17 protein-coding genes are annotated in these 22,081 nt (G+C 46.3%); 5 read left to right on the forward strand and 12 right to left on the reverse strand.

Annotated features, from left to right (window positions below):
- The first annotated feature begins 35 nt into the window (after positions 1-35).
- The 3 genes from xseA (at position 36) to LU351_RS05320 (ending at position 7,019) form a co-directional block, all read left to right on the forward strand.
- Positions 36-1,427, forward strand: a complete 1,392-nt coding sequence (gene xseA, locus LU351_RS05310) for an exodeoxyribonuclease VII large subunit (protein WP_416053932.1) — start codon at positions 36-38, stop codon at positions 1,425-1,427.
- A 613-nt stretch (positions 1,428-2,040) separates the two neighbouring features.
- The gene (locus LU351_RS05315; protein WP_232593023.1) at positions 2,041-3,960 is read left to right on the forward strand and encodes a methyl-accepting chemotaxis protein; all 1,920 of its coding nucleotides are present in this window, start codon (positions 2,041-2,043) and stop codon (positions 3,958-3,960) included.
- Positions 3,961-4,538: 578 nt separating this feature from the next.
- Positions 4,539-7,019 carry a TonB-dependent receptor gene (locus LU351_RS05320; RefSeq protein WP_232593024.1) on the forward strand — a complete coding sequence of 827 codons (2,481 nt, stop codon included), beginning with the start codon at positions 4,539-4,541 and terminating at the stop codon, positions 7,017-7,019.
- Between the two features lie 120 nt (positions 7,020-7,139).
- Here LU351_RS05320 and der read toward each other — a convergent pair whose 3' ends face one another.
- The 9 genes from der to ndk form a co-directional block, all read right to left on the reverse strand.
- Positions 7,140-8,585 carry a ribosome biogenesis GTPase Der gene (der, locus tag LU351_RS05325; RefSeq protein WP_232593025.1) on the reverse strand — a complete coding sequence of 482 codons (1,446 nt, stop codon included), beginning with the start codon at positions 8,583-8,585 and terminating at the stop codon, positions 7,140-7,142.
- Between the two features lie 265 nt (positions 8,586-8,850).
- Entirely contained in the window at positions 8,851-10,026 is a 1,176-nt protein-coding gene (gene bamB, locus LU351_RS05330; protein WP_232593026.1) for an outer membrane protein assembly factor BamB, read from the reverse strand.
- 43 nt (positions 10,027-10,069) lie between these two features.
- Positions 10,070-10,762, reverse strand: a complete 693-nt coding sequence (locus LU351_RS05335) for a YfgM family protein (RefSeq protein ID WP_232593027.1) — start codon at positions 10,760-10,762, stop codon at positions 10,070-10,072.
- A 128-nt stretch (positions 10,763-10,890) separates the two neighbouring features.
- Positions 10,891-12,159, reverse strand: a complete 1,269-nt coding sequence (gene hisS, locus LU351_RS05340) for a histidine--tRNA ligase (protein WP_232593028.1) — start codon at positions 12,157-12,159, stop codon at positions 10,891-10,893.
- A gap of 104 nt (positions 12,160-12,263) precedes the next feature.
- Positions 12,264-13,373, reverse strand: a complete 1,110-nt coding sequence (ispG, locus tag LU351_RS05345; RefSeq protein ID WP_232593029.1) for a flavodoxin-dependent (E)-4-hydroxy-3-methylbut-2-enyl-diphosphate synthase — start codon at positions 13,371-13,373, stop codon at positions 12,264-12,266.
- A 60-nt stretch (positions 13,374-13,433) separates the two neighbouring features.
- The gene (locus tag LU351_RS05350; RefSeq protein WP_232593030.1) at positions 13,434-14,624 is read right to left on the reverse strand and encodes a RodZ domain-containing protein; all 1,191 of its coding nucleotides are present in this window, start codon (positions 14,622-14,624) and stop codon (positions 13,434-13,436) included.
- A gap of 14 nt (positions 14,625-14,638) precedes the next feature.
- Positions 14,639-15,412, reverse strand: a complete 774-nt coding sequence (pilW, locus tag LU351_RS05355) for a type IV pilus biogenesis/stability protein PilW (protein WP_232593031.1) — start codon at positions 15,410-15,412, stop codon at positions 14,639-14,641.
- 183 nt (positions 15,413-15,595) lie between these two features.
- On the reverse strand, positions 15,596-16,774 hold the full coding sequence (gene rlmN / locus LU351_RS05360; protein ID WP_232593082.1) for a dual-specificity RNA methyltransferase RlmN: 1,179 nt from the start codon (positions 16,772-16,774) through the stop codon (positions 15,596-15,598).
- A gap of 41 nt (positions 16,775-16,815) precedes the next feature.
- A complete protein-coding gene (gene ndk, locus LU351_RS05365; protein WP_232593032.1) occupies positions 16,816-17,241 on the reverse strand; it encodes a nucleoside-diphosphate kinase in 426 nt (141 codons plus the stop codon).
- Between the two features lie 24 nt (positions 17,242-17,265).
- Between ndk and LU351_RS05370 the strand changes: the two genes are divergently transcribed.
- Positions 17,266-17,523: a hypothetical protein gene (locus LU351_RS05370; RefSeq protein ID WP_232593033.1), complete on the forward strand. Its 258-nt coding sequence runs from the start codon at positions 17,266-17,268 to the stop codon at positions 17,521-17,523.
- A 68-nt stretch (positions 17,524-17,591) separates the two neighbouring features.
- On the opposite strand, the gene LU351_RS05375 is transcribed toward LU351_RS05370, so the two are convergent.
- The 3 genes from LU351_RS05375 to trmJ form a co-directional block, all read right to left on the reverse strand.
- The gene (locus tag LU351_RS05375; protein ID WP_269783300.1) at positions 17,592-18,752 is read right to left on the reverse strand and encodes an IscS subfamily cysteine desulfurase; all 1,161 of its coding nucleotides are present in this window, start codon (positions 18,750-18,752) and stop codon (positions 17,592-17,594) included.
- A gap of 162 nt (positions 18,753-18,914) precedes the next feature.
- Positions 18,915-19,853: an acyltransferase gene (locus tag LU351_RS05380; RefSeq protein ID WP_232593034.1), complete on the reverse strand. Its 939-nt coding sequence runs from the start codon at positions 19,851-19,853 to the stop codon at positions 18,915-18,917.
- Positions 19,854-19,940: 87 nt separating this feature from the next.
- Positions 19,941-20,789 carry a tRNA (cytosine(32)/uridine(32)-2'-O)-methyltransferase TrmJ gene (gene trmJ / locus LU351_RS05385; protein ID WP_232593035.1) on the reverse strand — a complete coding sequence of 283 codons (849 nt, stop codon included), beginning with the start codon at positions 20,787-20,789 and terminating at the stop codon, positions 19,941-19,943.
- A gap of 406 nt (positions 20,790-21,195) precedes the next feature.
- On the opposite strand from trmJ, the gene LU351_RS05390 reads away from it, so the two are divergent.
- A complete protein-coding gene (locus LU351_RS05390; protein WP_232593036.1) occupies positions 21,196-22,014 on the forward strand; it encodes an inositol monophosphatase family protein in 819 nt (272 codons plus the stop codon).
- Positions 22,015-22,081: the final 67 nt, after the last annotated feature.

Below are 22,081 nucleotides of genomic sequence, written 5' to 3' on the forward strand. Positions count from 1 at the left end.
GTCATAACATGCCAACATCGCCTACAATGCTGCCCATGACCTATTACACTTCAAATTCCCCACTTTCCCCAAGCTCATCTGAAACATCAACAACGCCTCAACGGAAAATTTTTTCCGTCAGTCAGTTGAACCGCACAGCCAAACTACTGTTAGAACAGCAGCTCCCCTTGATGTGGGTTCAAGGTGAAATCTCCAATATGTCTGTTCCGTCTTCAGGACATTGGTATTTCACCCTCAAAGACAGCAATGCTCAAATACGTTGCGCCATGTTTCGCAATCGTAACCAATCCGTACGATTTCGCCCAAAACACGGGCAAGAGGTACTGATTAGAGGTCGCGTTAGCCTTTACGAAGGGCGAGGTGATTTCCAACTGATTGTCGAGCACATGGAAGAAGCTGGGCTGGGTGATTTACAACAACAGTTTGAACAGTTGAAACAAAAGCTTTCCGATGAGGGCTTATTCGATCCGGCACGAAAACAGGCTTTGCCTTCACTGCCGCTCCACGTCGGGGTCATCACCTCGCCCACCGGCGCCGCCATTCGCGATGTGTTAAGTGTGTTTCAGCGGCGATTTCCTGCCATTCCTATTACCGTTATCCCCGCCTTGGTTCAAGGCAATGAAGCTGCCCATTCTCTTGTTAACGCACTTCATATGGCCATCATGAGCGGGTTATTCGATGTGTTAATTATTGGCCGAGGTGGCGGATCACTGGAAGATCTCTGGCCATTTAATGAAGAAATCGTGGCTCGAGCGATTGCAGAATGCCCAATTCCGATTGTCAGTGCGGTTGGACACGAAGTGGATTTTACCATCGCCGATTTTGTCGCAGATTACCGCGCACCAACACCTTCAGCCGCTGCAGAAGTCTTAAGCCCAGACCAACATACCCTTTCCCAAAGGCTTTTAACTATTCAGCAAAAGTTTATGCAAAGTATGTTGGTTTCAATTAATCAACGAAAACAGGCCACCACGCATTTAAGAAAGCGCTTAAAACATCCACGCGACCAATTACGCCAGCAAGCACAACGAGTTGATCATCTCGAAATACGATTACAACAAATACTGAACACTCGCCTTTCACAACGAGGACAGTATTTACGTTATCAAGCGAACCGTTTATTACAGCAGCATCCGCGAAAACAATTACCCGCGCAGCATGATCAACTGAATCAAGCCACTCAAAGATTGTTCCGATTATCTGAACGACTACACCAAACATTTCAGACGAAGCTCGCCGCCTTGACCCATCGTCTAGACTCCGTCAGCCCATTGAATACGCTGAAACGAGGCTACAGTATTGTCACCGACCAACAGGGCGCCCCCATCGTTGATGTCAATAAGACAAGCGTCGGGGACCAGCTCTCAGCGAAACTTGCCAACGGTACGTTAGAAATTGAAGTGATGAAAATTTCCCCCCTAAAATAAGAGACTCAATCAAAGAGATGGGAGAAAGGTTTTGTTATTTACTAAGCTTTCTTTAGAAAAGAATGCGTTTAAACCCAAACCAACTGATTGGTCACCATCCAAACAGTAATTTTTTAGTTGTAAGGACTTCCCCTTGAGTCATGAATTTGAGTAATATTCCTGTCACAAACGAGTGTGATGAAGGTCACAACTAAAAATCATCATTCACACTCGTATTTTTCCTAGAGAAAGAATAATCACATTCCGTTTCTGGCAACGTGTCAATAGAGTTTTCACTTAGTCTGCTTTTAGCATTCACGGTTAAAAACTTCCGCACTGCCGAATCACGGCCAATCAATGTCAGTCTTAGGGCACTAAATGGCATAGCACAATGCCAAATTCACAATACGTGAAGCAAACAGAAAAGAAAGTTCTCAAGCTCATTCTTTTTTGGACGATGTAAAAAAGAATAAGAACTTTTTTACATGCTCTTTCATCGCTGTCTTTAAAACGATGCAAAAGCAATAGAACACAGTGCCAACTGAATTAGAGTTTAAAAATTACCGTAGGGTGTGACTACCAACCTGGCAGATATCAAACTGGCAGACAATATTTTAAATGTATTAGGAGCAACATGAGCCATTTTGCCCGCATCTCTGTACGGCGCAAATTAATCGCCGCGTTTGTCGCAACGGTTATCATTACCGCCGCGCTTTTGACCACTTTATCGGTCACCACCATTTTTGATTTAACCAAAGAGCGATTGGAACAATCCGAGCTACCAGAACTTATGGGCCGGATTACAGTGGAATTAGAAAAAGAAGTGTTACTTCTGGAAAATGGCGCTCAATCTCTTGCCGAAGATCCATCCATCCTCAATAGCTTGGATACCCTTGAAGCAAATGAATTAGAAGCATTGATTGTTACTAAGCTAAATATATTTCGTCGGCAATACAATGCTTCCACTATGTCTTTTGCAGACCGAAAAAGTGGGCGCTTTTGGAATGAAGATGGCTTTTTACGCGTCCTGGAGCCAGGTGAAGATCAATGGTTTTACGACTACCGCAACAGCGGCAAAGAGAAAAGCAACTCCATTTTCACAGAGCCCAACGGATCAACCACCGCGTACATTAATTTTCAGCAACTTAACGGGCGTGGTCTAGCAGGCTTAGGCAAAGACATTCAAGCATGGGAACACATTCTAAAAAACTATCGCATTCGCGACAGTGGTTATGTTTACGTTACCAACGCCGAAGGCCAGGTCATTTTGCACCCCGATGCCAGCATGGTCGGCAGAGCTTCTCTGGACAGTAAGTATGGCCGAAACAGCGCTCAAGCGTTGATGAACGATGAACCATTCAGCCTCATAGAAACCCATCAAGATAAGGTGGAAGTGATCGCCGCTCGTTACCGTATGGGTGCCACTGGCTGGTTGGTTATTGCGCAAGTCCCCAAGGCAGAAGTGTATGCCGATGCGGTAACCGCCAGAAATCAGCAAATCCTCTTGGCTACAGGCGCCACTCTTTTGGTTTCGATTCTCGCGATGTTTTTCTCACAAACCATCAGCAACCCCATCAGTAACATCGCCCAAATTTTTGAGGATTTAGGCCAAGGCAATGCCTCTCTTTCAAGCCGAGTCCCAGAGGGCAGCCACGCAGAATTATCCGCTCTGGCAAAAGGGTTTAATGCCTTTGTGAGCAAAATTCAAAATACGGTTGTGGCGGTTCGAGACACCTCTGAACAATTACACCAGCAGGTAAACATTTGCACAGATTTGGTCTCTAACACTCATCAACAAGGTCAATTACAACAAGAGCACACCACTCATATCGCAACGGCAATTCACGAAATGGAAGCCACTGTAGAAGACATTGCCGGAAATGCCGCCCGCGCCGCCCAAAGTGCTGATAACGCCAACAGCGATGCACAAGGAGGTTCCCAAGTAGCCAATGCCGCTGTAGAACGCATCACTGAGTTGAAAGGTACCATTTCTGCCGTTGCCGAAGTCATTGAAAGCTTGGTCGAGGACGTTGCCTCTATCAGCGGTATATTGGACGTGATTAACGCGATTTCTGAACAAACCAACCTATTGGCCCTAAACGCAGCTATCGAGGCAGCCCGTGCCGGTGAACATGGGCGTGGCTTTGCGGTGGTTGCCGATGAAGTTCGTCAATTAGCACAAAGAACACGCACTTCCACACAAGACATCGAAGTGCTCATCGACAAGCTGCGTAATCAATCCGAGAAAGCCGTCAGCAGCGTGGAAAATAGCACGTCACAATCCGATGAAAGTGTGCACGCGATGAGCAATACCCACGACAAGCTCGATGCCATTGCCAATTCTATTGAAGATTTGAGGGACGTGAGCAGTCTTGTTGCCGTCGCGACGGAAGAACAAGCCGCCGTCGTTCGTGAAGTCTCTGGCAACATCACTAAGATCCATAATATTTCTGAAGACACATTGGCCACCTCAGAGCAACTTGCCAATGCAAATGATCAGTTAAATGCAGTTGCTAAAGCCCTAGACGACCTCATGCAAGACTTCCACGTATAAAAGCTTTCACTCTTCAAATACACTCATCGGCCTAATCTTAGGCCTTTGAGTGTATTTACCTACCTATCTCTCATCCTTCATGCCAAATCATCTCCTCGTTACGTTCAAAGCACCTTAACCATTTCGCATTACGGGGTTTGATTAGAGCAACCTTGTCAAAAGCCACTATATTTAAGCGATATACATCATTAAATAAAAATTTAGGCGCCAATTTTTCAGATTAACTCAACAATGGTTTTCTCATAAAACAGTAAGCGCTAATATACTCTCGTGTGCACAAGAAATAGCATGGTTACCGTTGAGTAAAACCGTCGAATTGTGCCAAAAAGGAAAGATAATAAACGCTTATTCGGTCTACGACATCGTGGCTATGTTGTGAAGATCATATGTTGTGAGGAACAAAAGGCTGGTTTAGACTCGCTCTCAACAATGTGAGCTAAATAGACACTCAATCTGATCAGAATCGCCACTTACTTTTTGTCTCGATGCTGTACAAAGAAAAAAGCTCAGTTGTTAACCAGTGACGAGTTACAACAAGCAGTACCGAATAATAAGCACAATAAAAACGGAGTATAAGAATGTCACAAACACCCTGGATGAAATCCGCTTTGGCTCTATCCATTGCCTCAACTATCGCTACCACAATCGCCTCTCATTCCTACGCGCAAGATGACCAACCTCACAGAACCCTCGAAGAAGTGGTCGTGACGGCTCAGAAACGTACAGAAAGCTTGCAAGATGTCCCAATCTCAATCAGTGCCGTATCTGGTGAAAAACTCGCCGATGCCGGCATTGAGAAAATTGAAGATATCATTAGCTTCATTCCCAACATTCATATGACTGAATCCGGGCTGAGTACACAGCTGCGTATTCGGGGCATGGGCAGTGGTAATAACCAAGCCTTTGAACAATCCGTTGGGCAATACGTTGATGGCGTCTACTACGGTAGACCTCAACTGCTCCGAGCACCCTTCTTGGATCTTGCCAGTGTAGAAGTGCTCAGAGGCCCACAGAGCGTTCTGTTCGGTAAGAACTCCATCGCGGGTGCCATCAACATGCGCACTGCACGCCCAACCGATGAGTTTGAAGGCTTTATCAGCGCCAATTACGCTCCTGCTCAAAATCAACAAGAGCTGACCGGCGTAGTTTCAGGCCCAATAACCGATACCTTAAGAGCACGTCTAGCCCTTCGTAGCTATACCGAAGATGGCTGGATGGAAAATACCCTTCTAGATAAAGACAGCCCTGCCAGAGATGAGCAATCGGCCCGTTTAACCCTAGATTGGACACCAACCGATTCACTCTCCCTCTCTTTGAAGCTTGAGCAAAATACGTTTGACGGAGAAGGTCGCCAGCTGGAGATTATCGAAGACAACCCAAGCCCACAGTCTCTGTCGCAAATTGCTGGAGTCTCTGATCCCAACACTGCCGCTTTTTTGGATCAATTCCCTTCCACTTACAGCAATATTGCCAGTGTTTTGTTTAATCAGCCCGCCTTTGAGGCAGAACAAAATTTCGAACGACAAGCCAATGTGGATGAGTTCAGTAACAATGACATGTCCAACTATACGTTTAACGCAGAATACCAGTTAGGCGAGAATACCCTTAACTGGGTGACAGGTTGGGTGGAATATGAATACGATGAGCTTTGTGATTGCGACTTCACTTCCGCAGACAGCTTCCAAGTATTCTTAAATGAAGAATTCGAACAATTCAGTCAAGAGATTCGTATTACCTCCCCTACCGGTGGCACAGTGGAGTGGATTGCAGGGGCTTTCTATCAAGAATACGACATGACCTACGACGAAGATTTCATCATCTCCGATGGCGGTCTACTGGCCACGGCGGTGAATGGTAGATATAACAACTTGATTGATCTCGGCAATTTTGGTACACGCCGCTTATACGAGCAAACTTCTGAAGCTTGGTCAGTCTTCGCACAAGCCACTTGGAACATCAGCGATACATTACGATTAACATTGGGGGGGCGTTTTACCGAAGAAGACAAAGAAGGCGCTCGCAGCATGACCATCGTGGATTTCAGCGATGGCAGCATCCCCGCCGCCGTTACTGACAGCGTCAACTGTAGTCCTGGCACTTTCACCAATATCAGCGAAACTTTCTCTATTCCCTGCGTCATCAACAACGTGTTTGGTGTTGACACACAACAGGCCAGTACCGGTAACCGAGGTAACAACTTGGTAGGTGATCGAACCGAGCGCGAATTCACCCCCCTTGTGAACCTCCAATGGGACGCCACCGATGATTTAATGGTCTACGCTGCTTACACCGAAGGCTTTAAGGCCGGTGGCTTTGACACACGATCCAACTCCAACGCCGTCTTCGAGTTTGAAGATGAGGGCGCAACGGCTTACGAAATCGGTTTCAAAAGCTCATTGTTTGGTGGAGAGGCAGAGTTAAACGGTGCATTCTTCTATACCGAGTACGATAACTTACAGGTCAGCCAATTTGATGGCGCTATTGGTTTTAATGTTGTTAACGCAGCAGAATCTGTGATTCAAGGTTTTGAGCTAGATGGCCGATGGGCAGCAACTGACTACCTTACCGTGAGTTATGGACTTGCCTACAACGACTTTGAATACACAAATTTCCCTGTCGGCGGCTGTTACCAGGGCGAAACGCCTAACGGCATTGATATTGATGGCGATGGCACCCTAGACACCTGTGATTACACCGGTCGCTCTGGGACATTTGCACCAAAGAAAACATTTAACTTAGGTGCTGAGTACATTCGCCCCATCACCAGTGATATCAATTTCCGCTCATTGTTTGATGCACAATATGTCGACAATCACGATGTGCACGAAAACCAAGACCCTAAATACGATATCGATCCTTACACAACCGTTAATCTTCGTGTAGGTATCGAATCCGAAAGCTGGGCAGTGGCACTTGTTGGTAAAAACCTTACAGACGAGTCGGTGCTTACCTATGTGAGTAATGCTCCCCTTTCTGACAGTGTTTTTGGTACCAATACTTACTATGGCTTCTTAAGAAGACCACGCAGTGTGGCCGTTGAAGGGACTTATCGTTTCTAAACCCGGCCATATTTCTAATTGTGCTGCAGGCAAAAAAATACCCCGATAAATCGGGGTATTTTTTTTCTGATTGATTACTGCTTAATTTTCGTCACCATTAAAGGCCATGTGGGTTTACCATTACTTTTTCGGTGACTTCGATTTTTGCGAACGACCGCCTAACTTCGCACGATCATTCCTTCCGCGACCATTCTTTTCAATCAATCGCTTTTGTTTTTGCTGATCTTTTGGTGACAGTTTGCTTTTACGACCAGCAAAGGGATTATCGGACGATTTAAACTCAAATCGAATGGGGGTGCCATGTAAGTCTAAAACTCGACGAAAGGTTTTTTCTAAATAACGCTTGTAGTGTTTTGGTAGAGCATCCGTCTGATTACCGTGCACCACAACAATCGGTGGATTACTGCCACCGGCATGAGCATAACGCAGTTTAATCCGTCGCCCATTCACTAATGGTGGCTGGTGGACACTCACCGCATCCTCCAAAATCCGGGTCAAACGGTTCGTGGATAACGTACTGGTTGCCGAGTGATAAGCTCGTTCGATGGATTCATACAAGTGCCCAACGTTGGTACCGTGTAAGGCAGAAATAAAATGCACGTCAGCAAAGTCAATAAACTGTAAGCGGCGATCAAGCTCTCGTTTAATATGAGCCTTATGGTCTTCTTCCAGCCCATCCCACTTATTCAAGGCCACTACCAGCGCTCGCCCCGAATCAATCACCTGTCCCATTAAGTGTAAGTCTTGATCCACAATACTTTCACTGGCATCCATCAGCAACACCACAACATTGGCATCATCAATGGCTTGCAGGGTTTTCACAATAGAGAATTTCTCTACCGTCAAGGAAACATTTTTACGACGGCGCACACCGGCTGTATCGATCAATGTATAGGGCTTATCATGACGTGTGTAATTAATGTACACACTGTCGCGTGTGGTACCGGGCATGTCGAATACCACGACGCGATCTTCGCCCAACAAGCGATTCACTAACGTGGATTTTCCCACATTCGGTCGACCTACCACGGCGATTTTGATGCCTGTGGCTTCGTCTTCTTCCTCAACTTTTTCTTCAGGCAGAGTATCCAAGACCTCTGCCATCATACTCTTCACACCTCGACCGTGAGTCGCTGTAGTAGGGAATAACTCCCCCAGACCCAGCTCGTAAAAAGGTGCAACCGCAATATCATGGTTAGCGCCATCAATTTTATTCGCCACCACATAGACTGGCTTGCCCTGAGTACGCAGATAGTTACCGATACTTTGGTCTGTCGGAGTTAAGCCTGCGCGGCAATCCACCACAAACAACACAATGTCTGCCTCTTGAATTGCTAGAAGCGATTGCTCTGCCATAGCAGAGTCAATACCCTCTTCCTCACCACTTAAGCCGCCGGTATCCACAACCATAAAGCGGCGATTGTGCATAAACGCTTCACCGTATTTTCGGTCACGGGTAAGGCCCGCAAAGTCGGCTACTAGCGCATCTCGGCTACGAGTAAGCTGATTGAACAACGTTGATTTGCCAACATTCGGGCGGCCCACCAGGGCAATAACAGGTAACATAGTGTGAGACCAAACTCCGGAGGTTTGTGTTTTTTGGGTTATGGGATATCTGAGGGGGCGTATTCTAGGGAAAAAGCACTCTAATGTCTTCAATAGAGCCAGAAACAAAATACAACCGAAGTAAAATAAAAAAGATAGGAGTAAAGAAAGGAGCTACCTTATGTTTCATACCACTAATGCTGGTTCCGTACCCGACAAAAATACTTTCGACTAAGATATTTTCAACTAAAGATATTTTTATCCAGCACGGAACTGATATAGCGGACTAGCTTTCTGAAGCCGACTCAATCACCAATGAAGATAAGTCACCATCGTTATCAAGAACATAGATGTGTTCATCATTGACCAACAATGGCGAACGCACACCACTGCCGTCTACTTTATCACGCCCCAGATACTCACCCGTTGCGGCATCCAGTACATGAACATACCCATCAGCGTCTGCTACAACGACATAACCGTCTACGTATACGGGCCCTGTGAGTGAACGACGAATCATTTGATCATTACGCCATTCTTCTTGACCATTACCGGCACTGACAGCAACAACGATATCTTCATCCGTGGTATAGAAAACACGCCCGGCACCCGCCCCTAAGTTTTTATAGGTTGATGCTTCTTGAGCCCAAAGGCCTCGACCATTAGCCCGGCTCAATGCCACCAAGCGGCCTTGATAGCTTGCAGCAAATAAAATATCGCCCACCAGCATTGGCGAACCATCGATATCCACCACACGCTCTAGATCTGTTCTACCTTTTGGAATCGCCACACGCTGATCCCAGATTGGCAAACCGGTATCGGCTTCCAACGCAACCACTTTGCCATTGGCAAAACCCGCATACACAGCATTGTCGGTTAGTAATGGTGAAGCCGTACCTCGCAAAGTCAAAGCCGGTAGCGTGTTATCAAAGAGCCAACGTTGTTCGCCAGTATCAACATCCAGACCAAAAATACGGCCATCAGAAGTATGGACAATCACCACACGTCCATCCGTTTTTGGGGCCGAAAGCACTTCACTGCTCACCTGCTGTCGCCACAGTTCCGAACCATCTTCAGTACTGAGTGCAATGACTTCGCCATCGTAGGTACCGACGGTAACCAAGTTAAATGCTGCCCCCACCCCTCCAGAGGTTTCCGCATCTAATTTGGCTTTCCAAAGGCGCTTTCCAGATGCAACCTCAAAGGCTCGTACATTACCGGCAATATCAGTGGTATAGATACGATCTCCGACAATAGTCGGCGCCAAACGGGTATAGCGCACATCCTGGCCTTTACCGGTTCCGCTCTTCCAGTCACGATCAATAACAACCTTCTTTTCATCCAAATCCACCAGCTTAGCGGGGGACAATTCTTTATCGTTATCCGAACAGGCCATGAGCCCACTGAATACGAAAGCAGCGAAAAAAACACGTACGGAAAACGGCAACTGACTAACCTGCACCGAGTGACCTCCTATGGAAAACAATATATTCAACAGCTCGGTGCTATTGGGCTTCTGTGGTAGAGACTGCGTTGGTAGACGCTACGGCATGGTCATCCAATTTCATGGTGAGAAAATTACGACGCGATGATTGGTCGCTGGGCAAGGTATCTAAAGCCAGCTGGTAGGCTGTTCGGGCAGCATCACCCTCTCCCTTAGCTCGCAAAATATCGCCTCGAATTTCAGCATAAGTACTGGTTAACGCTTCCGCTTTAGGAGTCTGAACCAATGCCAAAGCTTCATCAAACTGCCCTTGAGCTGCCAGCACTCTCGCAAGACGAGGCTCAGCCACGGCCTGAATCACCTCACTCGGGTTACTTTCCAATACTCCTTTTAACTCAGTCACTGCCGTGTCTAAATCATTCGCATCCACGGCAAGTTTCGCCAACATTAATCCGGCACTTTCACCGTAGTAACTGTCTTTATGTGACTCTTTCAACTGACCGGCCAAATGCTTTGCAGTGGTAATTTTTTCGTCCGTCAATTCTGTGCCAGGTTCGGTGGCAACGGCTTCCATTAAATCTTGAAAAATTTCAGAACCCGCTTCCGCCTTCGCTTGCTGAGATGCGTTATACATGTCCCAGCCAAAATAAGCACCCACCGCCAATACCACACCGGCTATCGTGGTTTTTCCATTCTCATTCCACCACCGCTTAAACGCTTCAATTTGTTCTTCTTCGGTCAAATGCGTGCTCACCGCCTACTCCTAAAATTTTATATTGTATAAATTGACTGTCTTTGACTTACTGCCATTGTGATTGCTGATGCAGCGATTTAATGTTGTGTCACGCCTTATCACTCAACTGATCACATTCACTCGATTACTCACAATGCCTTCAGGGCATCAATTAAATCAACCCGAGATAGTGTTTCCTGTTCGCGGTCGTCACGCAGGTATTTCAAACCAACAACACCTTGCTCAACTTCGTTTTCACCCAAAATAACGGCCACGTGGGCACCGCTTTTATCAGCCTTTTTAAGTTGGCTCTTAAAATTTCCCGCACCGCAATGCATGAAGACTCGTAGACCAGGGCATTGCTCTCTTAGTTCCTCTGCAAGCATCATTGCTGGCACAGTTACATTACCAACAGCCACAACATAAGCATCGGCTTGCTGGCTTATGCCGTCAGGAACCACCCCCAAAGTGTCCAACAATAACACTAAACGCTCTACACCCATCGCAAAACCGACTGCAGGAACAGGCTTACCGCCTAATTGAGACGTGAGACCGTCATAACGACCACCGGCACATACGGTGCCCTGAGCACCCAAGTCGGTCGTTACCCACTCAAAAACCGTATTGTTGTAATAATCGAGCCCTCTCACCAACCGAGGATTCACCTTATAGGAGATATTGGCCGCCTCCAACAATGCTTTTAATTGCTCAAAATGTGCTTGGCTCTGATCGTCGAGAAAATCTAAAATACTAGGGGCACCCTCCAGTAAAGACTGAGTTGTGGGGTCTTTACTGTCCAGAATACGCAACGGGTTTGTGGATAATCTGCGCTGACTGTCTTCATCCAACTCGGATTCACGCTCCCCCAAGTACTCAACCAAAGCCGCTTTATACTGCGCTCGAGATTCTAGACTGCCAATACTGTTGATTTCCAATTGTACCGCCTTTGAAATACCCAAAGCTGCCCAAAAACGCGCGGTCATCAACAATAATTCTGCATCAATATCTGGCCCTGCAATCCCAAAAGTTTCGACACCAATTTGATGAAACTGACGAAGCCGTCCTTTTTGTGGCTTTTCATATCGAAACATCGGCCCGGTGTACCACAAGCGCTGAGTTTGATTATGCAATAAACCGTGTTGCTCACAGGCTCGAACACAGACCGCTGTTCCTTCAGGCCGCAAGGTTACACTTTCATCATTGCGATCATTAAAGGTGTACATTTCCTTTTCAACGATGTCGGTAACCTCACCGATAGATCGCTTAAAAAGCTCGGTTTTCTCTAAAATGGGAAAGCGAATTTCCTGATAACCGTAGCGTTCTATAACATCGGAAATGGTAGATTCAAGGTATTGCCACGTGGCAGATTCACCGGGCTTTAGGTCATTCATACCCCGGAGGGATTGTATTTTACTCAAGAGGGTTCCTAACTGTATCTTTGTATGATCATCGAAAATAAGAGGGTTGATTTTGCCATACCCTAATTTAAATCGCCCCAAGTCCACCCTTAGGGCGATGAAAGTTATACTTTCGCAATAATATCTTTTTCAGCCTTTGCTTTCGCATCAGCTTTATTACGAATCATTCGCTCCAAATTATCCACCAAAGAATCATTCTTGAGCTTTGAATTGGCTTCACCGTCTACATAAATTAAATTGGGCTGGCCACCCGCTAAGCCAATATCCGCTTCTTTTGCTTCACCCGGGCCATTGACGACACACCCGATAACAGCAACATCCATCGGTGTAGTGATATCTTCTAAGCGCTGCTCCAACTCATTCATGGTTTTAATCACATCAAAATTTTGACGAGAGCAACTCGGGCACGCAATGAAATTGATTCCTTTAGAGCGCAATTTCAAACTTTTCAACAAATCCCAGCCAACTTTTACTTCCTCAACAGGGTCTGCCGCCAAGGAAATACGCAACGTATCGCCAATACCATCCATCAGTAACGCACCTAAGCCAACAGCAGACTTAACCGTGCCTGAGCGCAATCCACCCGCTTCCGTAATACCTAAATGCAAGGGCTGATCGATCTTGGTCGCCAATTGACGATAAGCTTCCACTGCCATGAAAACATCCGACGCCTTCACGGACACTTTAAAGTCGGGAAAATCAAATCTATCCAGAAAGTCGACATGCCGCATTGCAGACTCAACAAGAGCCGCAGGCGTGGGCTCACCATACTTTTTCTGTATGTCTTTTTCTAAAGATCCGGCATTAACACCAATTCGAATGGGAATATTTTTCTCTTTTGCTTTTTCGATCACGGCCTGAATGCGTTTTTCACGGCCAATATTGCCCGGATTGATACGGAGGCAATCGACCCCCAAATCTGCAACACGCAGCGCAATGCGATAATCAAAATGGATATCGGCCACCAAAGGTACCGTCACTTGCTCTCGGATTTTCCCAAACGATTCTGCTGCTTCCAGACTTGGGACAGATACACGAACAATATCCGCCCCAGCGTTTTGAATACGCTGGATCTGATCAACTGTAGCGGCAACATCCGTTGTTTCTGTATTGGTCATACTTTGAACGGAAATGGGCGCATCGCCACCTACAGGTACATTACCCACCATAATTTGGCGAGATTTACGTCGTTTTATTGGAGATTCAAAATGCATAATTTAGTTTCATCGTGTTTAACACCCGTTCCTCAGTGACTCAGTACTATACACTGAACATCATCGTGAAAGGGGCAAAGTGACACGCAGTGTATTACGTGTCCCTCTTGGCGTTAACGAAATCGGCTCGTCATCAATTGCAAAGGATTGCACAGCGTGAACATTACCAAACATAAATTCAAATGGTGCAAAACCACTCAGGACTAAAGAGCCTCCTGCAGCACGCAAGCCGGCATACACAGAATCGCCATAAGCATCTTTAACTTCCAGCCAACAGTCGTCTGAAAACTCTAACCAAATAGAACGTTCTACGGCGTCAATCTGAGCACGACGCGCTTGCTCTATTGCAGCCTGGGATTCTGCATCAAGGGTGGCCGGCGCCATTTCTACATGCGAAGCAGCATTTGCTAAGGTTTCACCTGTTGCGTAACGACCAACCGGATCAGGATTGGGTGCCAAGCGTTTTTGCGCCTCTGATACCCCTTCATTAACTTCGGTCTTACCAGCAGCTACATCAATAACTGCACCATCAACAACTACACCATCAAAAACTTCATCACCTGCAATATTTTGCTTATCAGGTTGCAAACGAGTACCGCCACCATCGCTTGACGTGCTTAATTGATGAGTACCGGATTGAGTCACTTTTTCCGCCAAGAATGATTCAACTTGTTGATTAGGGACTAAATTTCGTCTCTCTATTTCCTTCACGCTCACAGAGTTTGATAAATTGGATAACTGAGAAGGAGAGGGGGTGGTGGACTGTGGAACTGTGTCAGAAACCACCAACTCAGGTGATATGGAAGCCGCCGCCAATGGGATTTCGTTCTTTTCTCCTGTACTCCAAAGGGCGTACCCCCCCCAACAGATCAATGCCATGGCGCCAATGACAATAGGCCAAGTCCATTCAGGGTGCGGCTTTTCAATAGGCTCCCGCATGGGTTGTGGAGCTGCCTCAGGGTGCGAGCTACCCGATGAGCTGGAAGGTGCATGCTCTTGATCATACCATCGCACCAACGGCTCAGGATCGATCCCAAGCCAACGCCCATAAGAGCGGAGATACCCTCGAATATAGGCCGGTGCAACTAAGCTTTCAAAATGATTCGACTCCAGCGCTTCAAGCTTCGCTGAACTCATATTCAACGCTGCAGACACTGTGGAAAGATCAATCCCTGAAGCTTCACGAGCATCTCGAAGTACATCACCAGCGGATAAAATCGTTACGGTTTCTGTCTCAATTTCTATGGTCATCGAAGTACCGCAGTTTACTGATTCGCCAAACGTTTATACTCAAGGTATTCATTGGAGTAAGGGTATCGGTTTTTTAGCGCCAACACCAAACTCGCTTCTTTATCTTTGTTTCCAAAGATTCTTTCCAATCGAATACCTAACCACAAAGAGCGGGGGCTGGGCTTATTTTTCTGCTCAAAGCGGTCTATATACTCTTTGGCCGCAGAATAGTTCCGAAGTTTAAATTCAATTTCTGCCAGCTCAATCAGAGCTGCTCCCAATTGGCGATTTAACATCACTGCGTGTTCTAAGCTGGCTTTGGCTTTATCTTCATCTCCAAGTTTCAATGCAGTCTGGCCAAGATTTAATAAAGCGGTATCACGACGTTCGTATTCGATGTCTTTTCCACTGATATCAAATTGATCAATCGCTTCTTCAAGTCGCCCTTTACTGGCTAGAAATACACCATAATTGTTTCTGGCAGCACTGTAGCCTGGATCTATACGAATGGCATTTCGGAACGCTTTTTCGGCAAGTTCAGACTCACCCTCTAGCTGGTAGAGCATGGCCTCAGCGTTGAATATTCTAGGATCAGAACGATTGATATCGCGAGCGCGATTAAGATTGGTACGAGCGGCATCTCGATTACCTTGACGGATATAGCCCAGGGTGAGCTGTAGTCGAGTGGCGAGGGATTTTTCTTTATCGATACTGGGCTTGGCACCCGTAGTCGTTGTTACACAACCTGACAAGATCGCTGCCATTAACCAAACAACAAAAGGAAACCCAAATTGTCTCCACCGGCTCATTCACACCCCCAGTGTACTGTTATCGTCAGCTCTCTTTCAGGCTGCTCTTATTAAACACCGTATTTTTATTAATGTATCTTTTATTAAACAACGCGATAGTGGGTACAAAATAGTGGGCACAAACTAGGCGTAAGACAAAACAGACCGCCTCCGAGACGCAAACCGGTTAGACTCAACACAACCTTACTGTATCAAACGAACTGGTTCATCTACTGCGCTTTGTAGCGTGTTACGGTAGCGCTCGCTTCGTCGCGTCCGGTCATTCACACTACCCGCCAATTGCCCACAAGCCGCATCAATATCATCGCCACGCGTCGTGCGAATGGTAGTGGTATAACCGGCAGAAATCAAAATATCTTGAAACCGACGCAGTGCGTTATTACTCACTCGCTTATAGTTCGAAAGTGAAAATGGATTAAACGGTATAAGGTTGATCTTAACCGGAACCTCTTTCAATAGTTCCGCAAGCTCATAAGCGTGCTCAGGGCGGTCATTCACCTTATCGATCAAGGTGTATTCGATGGTAATTTTGCGATGAGAATCAGGTAGGCCCTCAATGTAACGTTGAGCGCTATCGAGCAGCATTGCAATGGGGTATTTTTTATTGATGGGAACCAATTCGTTGCGAAGCTCATCATTAGGGGCGTGCAATGAAATAGCCAAACACGCATCCGTGTATTGCCCTAATTTGTCCAACGCAGGCACGACACCAGAGGTACTTAATGTTACTCGACGCTTCGATATACCGTAGCAATTGTCGTCCATCATCAACGCCATGGAATCCACAACGTTATCAAAATTTAATAAGGGCTCGCCCATGCCCATCATCACAACATTCGTGACTTTTCTAGGTCCATCCGGCATTAATTGACCAAAAGACTTTGCCGCAATCCATACTTGGCCGATAATTTCTGCAGCACTCAAGTCTCGGTTAAAACCTTGCTTACCAGTGGCGCAAAAACTGCAGTCTAAGGAACATCCGACTTGAGAAGAAACACACAAGGTTCCACGCTCTCCATCGGGAATAAACACTGTTTCAACGACATTGCCACCCGGAATAGAAATCAAAAACTTTCGGGTACCGTCCGATGAGTCCAATTGCTGCATCACCTCTGGCGCTTTTACACACGCAAGAGTATGGAGCTTTTTACGCAAGTCTTTGCTGATGTTGGTCATCAAGTCAAAGTCTGAGATGCCCAATTGATGAATCCATTTGAGAACTTGCTTAGCACGAAAGGGCTTTTCGCCAATACTAACGAACCAATCTTGCAATTTTTGGGGGCTTAATCCCAACAAATTCACTTTTTCCATCGTCGGTGATTTGACGCCTTCAGCGCCCGTTACCACAACTTTAGAATTCATCTCATCCGACATCTCAATACCTCAAACATTCAATGCCACAATTAACGTGGGCAAATCTCTTCGTCAGCGAAGAAGTAGCTGATTTCACGAGCCGCTGATTCAGTAGAATCTGAGCCATGAACCGCATTCGCGTCAATGCTGTTGGCAAAATCAGCACGAATAGTACCTGCCGCCGCTTCTTGTGGATTCGTAGCGCCCATCAAATCACGATTGGCCATCACCGCGTTCTCACCTTCAAGAACCTGAACCACAACAGGACCAGAAGTCATGAATTCAACCAAATCTTTAAAAAATGGACGTTCTTTGTGCTCTGCGTAGAAACCACCGGCTTTTTCGTCGTCCAGTTTTACCATTTTCATTGCAACAATGTTCAAACCCGCCTTTTCAAAACGAGCATTAATTTCGCCAATAACATTTTTTGCAACAGCGTCTGGCTTAATAATGGATAATGTGCGTTCTACTGCCATGAAAGTCTCCGAATTGCAGTTTACGTGAATAAAAATCAGGTTTACGAACGTATTTTTAACCGCTCGTTCAGTGCCGACACCCTAGGAAAAGCCTCGTTATTTCGACACCACCCCAAAATCGAGGGCGGATTATACGCCCATTACCATGAATTTCCTATGACTGAGAAGCAAGCCTGTGTTCCTGCGAAAATCCGAAAGCGGCCACGGTTTATCACAACGATGATCAACACCACTAAACACCGCACCGCATCGCACCAACCCAGCTCGAAAAAAACGCTCTAAAGATGTCGGGACATAAAGGTGGCACTACATAGTGGTAAAAAATTATATAGTGGTAACACATAAAAGCATCAGGATGACAAACGTGAAAGCTGTTCAAGAACATTACCCACGATATCCAAAGTTTGAGAGATATCATCCTGCGTGGTAAATCGACCGATACTGAATCGAAGCGAACTGTGTGCCAGTGACGGTGGCACGCCAATGGCCGTTAATACATAGGATGGCTCTACACTGGCTGATGTGCACGCAGAACCGGATGAAACTGCAATATCTTTGAGAGCAAAGAGCAAATGCTCGCCATCCACACACTGAAAGCCTACATTCAGAATCCCAGGCCATTTAGAAGTTTGATCGCCATGAAACACCACCCCTCCCAAAGTCTGAAGACCATCGGCCAGTAACATAGACAAGCGTGAAATACGCTCAGCATCACCCTTTCTCTGCTGACCTGCAAGTTCAAAGGCTGCCCCCATACCAACACATTGGTGCGTTGCTAATGTACCTGAGCGGTAGCCTCTTTCGTGTCCCCCGCCATGGATTTGAGCCGCTATCGATAGAGGTGGACGACGACGGACATAGAGCGCCCCAACCCCCTTTGGGCCGTATATTTTATGCGCGCAAACAGACAATAAATCAATATTCATCGCCATGACGTCGATAGGAAATTTACCTGCACTTTGTGCAGCGTCCACATGAAAAAGCACCCCTCGCTCACGACAAAGTGCCCCTACCTCCGCCACATCGGTGACTGTACCCAACTCATTGTTCACATGCATCAATGACACGAGTATCGTGTCCTCACGCAAAGCGTCTCTCACTTGATCAGGATGAATCATGCCCTCTGCAGAAGGCTGTAGATAAGTCACAACAAAGCCCTCTTGCTCCAACCACGCAAAGCAATCCAATACGGCTTTATGCTCGATCATAGAAGTAATCAGGTGCTGTCCACGCTCTTTATTGGCCAATGCTGCTCCTTTGATGGCCAAGTTATCGGATTCTGTCGCACCACTGGTCCACACCACTTCTCGGGGGTCGGCACCAATCAGATCGGCCACTTGCCGACGCGCATTCTCTACCGCCTCTTCAGCCTGCCAACCATATCGATGAGACCGTGAGGCCGGATTCGCAAAATTTCCATCCAACATTAAACATTGAGACATCGCTTCAACCACCGAAGGGTCAACGGGTGTGGTTGCGGCATAATCAAGGTATATGGGTTGCTTTTTCATCGATACATCCAAGCTCTAGAGTAGGTAGGTACTGAGAAGTAGGTACTGAGACTAAGTACTGAAAGTATGTAGTCACTAAAGAACAAACATTAAGCCAATCACCGAGCAGTCATCATCTCTCTACGAAAATATCTTTCTACAAGAACATCATGCGCTGGGAGACTAAAGCGATTCAGCCGACTTAGTAGCACTATGGCGGCCCGGTGCGTATTGAGCCAATAAATCTCCGATGAGCTGATCCTTATCAACCCAAAGCTGTTGTACCCATTGTTGGAATTGGTGTCGAAACTCTTCATCATTTTGATAATCGCCCGAACACAACACATCGGGGATTTCCAATTCTCTCACCTGTACAATCACTTCACGCATACGACCACTTAAAAAGTCCCAAAAGCTCGGCACACCTTGAGGGTAAACAATGGTCACATCTAACAGTGAATGAAATTTATCCCCTAAAGAATTCACCGCAAACGCTATTCCACCTGCTTTGGGCAGTAGAAGGTGACGAAAAGGCGATTTCTGCTGCTGATGCTTCTTTATAGAAAAACGCGTTCCTTCGAGAAAGTTCATAACGCTTGTAGGAACCAATGAAAAGCGTTCACAGGCTTTACGAGTCGCCTCCAAGTCTTTTCCGCGCATGTTGGGATTTTTTTCCAAATATTCTTTAGAAAATCGGCGCATAAACGGAAAATCCAATGCCCACCATGCCTGTCCCATAAGAGGTACTTTGGCAAGCTCTTGTTTTAAGAAAAATTTTAAAAACGGAATTTTTCGGTTTAATACACTTTGCAGAACAAAAATATCTGCCCAACTCTGATGGTTGGCATTCACCAAATACCAACCCCGGCGACGTAATCGCTCCACACCCTCAACCTGCCATCGACAACGCTGAGTCATGGCCATCCAAACTTTATTACCGCTGATCCAGTTTTCAGCAATAGCAATAAGAATAGGATCTAAGCGCTTGCGCATTTTGTCGCCACGAAAAATGAGCTTGATGAACGTAAAGAGAAATAATAACGCGCACCAAAAAAGGATATTGATGGACATTAGCAAACAGGCAAGAACCCCTACGATAGGAGCAGGTAAAAAATTCAGCATTACTCTTTGTATCTCTAAAATTTTTGTATCTCTAATTTGAGCACCTCTACGACTTTGTGCTCTTCAGCTTTGACGAAAAATAGCGGATTAATGCTTCAAATGGCCGGAAGTATCCTGTTCTGATTCCACTTTCTCAGACAAACGAGCTTCCAACTCTGCTATTTTTTTATCGGTGTGATACACGTAATTTTGGGTCGCAGTCAAAATACCTCGTAAAATATTAATCTCCATTTCATCCAGTCGAGCCCTGTTGTACAAACGCCGCAGCCTCGTCATGGTCTGGCGAGGATTACTCGGCTCTAAAAAGCCAATATGCTCCAGCGTTCCATGCAAATGCTCAAAATAACTCTCTACGGCTTCATTTTTCGCCGGCGGCACATCCCAATCATCAAAATGAACAGGCTTACCCGACATCGCCGCCAATGCCGACATACGGAATTCATAGGCCACCACCTGTACCGCTGTTCCTAAGTTTAAAGCACTGTATTCTGGATTGGCCGGAATATGCACATGATAGTTACACTTATGCAGTTCTTCATTGGTCAACCCTCGGTCTTCTCGACCAAAAACGATCGCTACATCATGCTCTGAAGTCTCTGCCCAAGCACGATCACCACATTCTTTTGGTGTCAGCAAAGGCCATGGAATACGGCGTTCACGAGCACTGGTGCCCACCACCAAACCACAGTCTTTAATCGCCTCATCCAGCGTTTCCACGACAACCGCCGAATCTAAAATCTCGCCAGCACCAGCGGCACGCCACACTGCCTCTTCTGCGGGAAACTGTTTGGGTGCCACCAAATACAATTGCGATAAACCCATATTCTTCATCGCTCTGGCGGCTGCGCCAATATTGCCTGGATGAGTGGTATTCACCAACACTATGCGTACACGATGAAATTGCTCGGGATCGTTATTGGGCTTAACCGTACTCATGTAAAAATTCTCTTTAGGAGGATGATCAAACACCAAACCTCGTTGGCGTTAAATAAAAATGTGCTGCCTAACCTTTAGAGGGCTATATTATCGCCCAACGCACTGTAAAGCGGCCTAAAAACGGCGCCGGAGTTTAGCAAATCTGCTAGTGTTGTTACAGGTCTGCTGTTACAATCGCCGGCTTGTTTTTAGGATAACAATTGAATTGGCGTACCATTTTTGCCTCTTTTTTTATAAATTAAGGCAATAGCAGCTAATTATGCACTTTGTTCGACGCTCGAATATCTATCGGCCCACCTGTCCACTTGAAGCAAGAGGTGGCCAAAAGAAAAGCGCGCACATGACCCAATTGTTCGTCCCCGCTCTTTAACGTCTTTCGTTTTACCAATCAAATGAGTACCTTTTCATGGAACCCATGCTAACAATGGCTTTACGTGCCGCACGTAAAGCCGGTGAATTGATGGAGCGCGCCCTTGAGCGTGTTGATCTTCTGGCCATTGAAGAGAAAGGCCGCAACGACTTTGTCACTGAAATCGACAAAGCCAGCGAGAAAGAAATCGTCTATCACCTAAAAAAAGCTTACCCAGAACATAACATCCTCGGCGAAGAAGGCGGATACCGAGCTGGACGTTCTAGTGATGGCTCAACCAGCGATTATGAGTGGGTTATCGACCCTCTAGACGGCACCACTAATTTCATCCACGGTATTCCACATTTCGCCATCTCTATTGCCTGTAAATACAAAGGTAAAGTACAACATGCTGTTGTATTAGACCCCATCAAGCGCGAAGAATTTACCGCCTCTCGCGGAAAAGGCGCCGCACTCAACGGACGTCGTATTCGTGTGACGGATCGCAAAAGCTTAAACGGTGCCCTCATCGGCACAGGCATTCCATTCAGTGGCCCTGCTTTAGACAACATCAATCCCTACCTGGATGCCATGAAAGAAATTGCCAGCCAAACCTCTGGCTTGCGTCGACCCGGAGCAGCAGCCCTAGACCTAGCCTACGTGGCAGCTGGCCGTTTTGATGGCTTCTTTGAGATGTATTTGAAAGAGTGGGATATCGCCGCTGGTGCACTTTTGGTTCAAGAAGCAGGGGGGCTGATTAGCGACTTTAAAGGCGGCATAGACTATTTACAAAGCGGTCACGTAGTGTGCGGATCACCTAAAGTCTTCAAACCTTTACTGCAAACCGTTGGCAAACACCTAAAAGACATAAAGTAAAATCTTACCTTCATAACAGTAGGTACACCACTGCTAATAAAGGAGTATGGATATTATTCATACTCCT

It is taken from the genome of Marinibactrum halimedae (genome assembly GCF_021234875.1).
Taxonomy (GTDB): domain Bacteria; phylum Pseudomonadota; class Gammaproteobacteria; order Pseudomonadales; family Cellvibrionaceae; genus Marinibactrum; species Marinibactrum halimedae.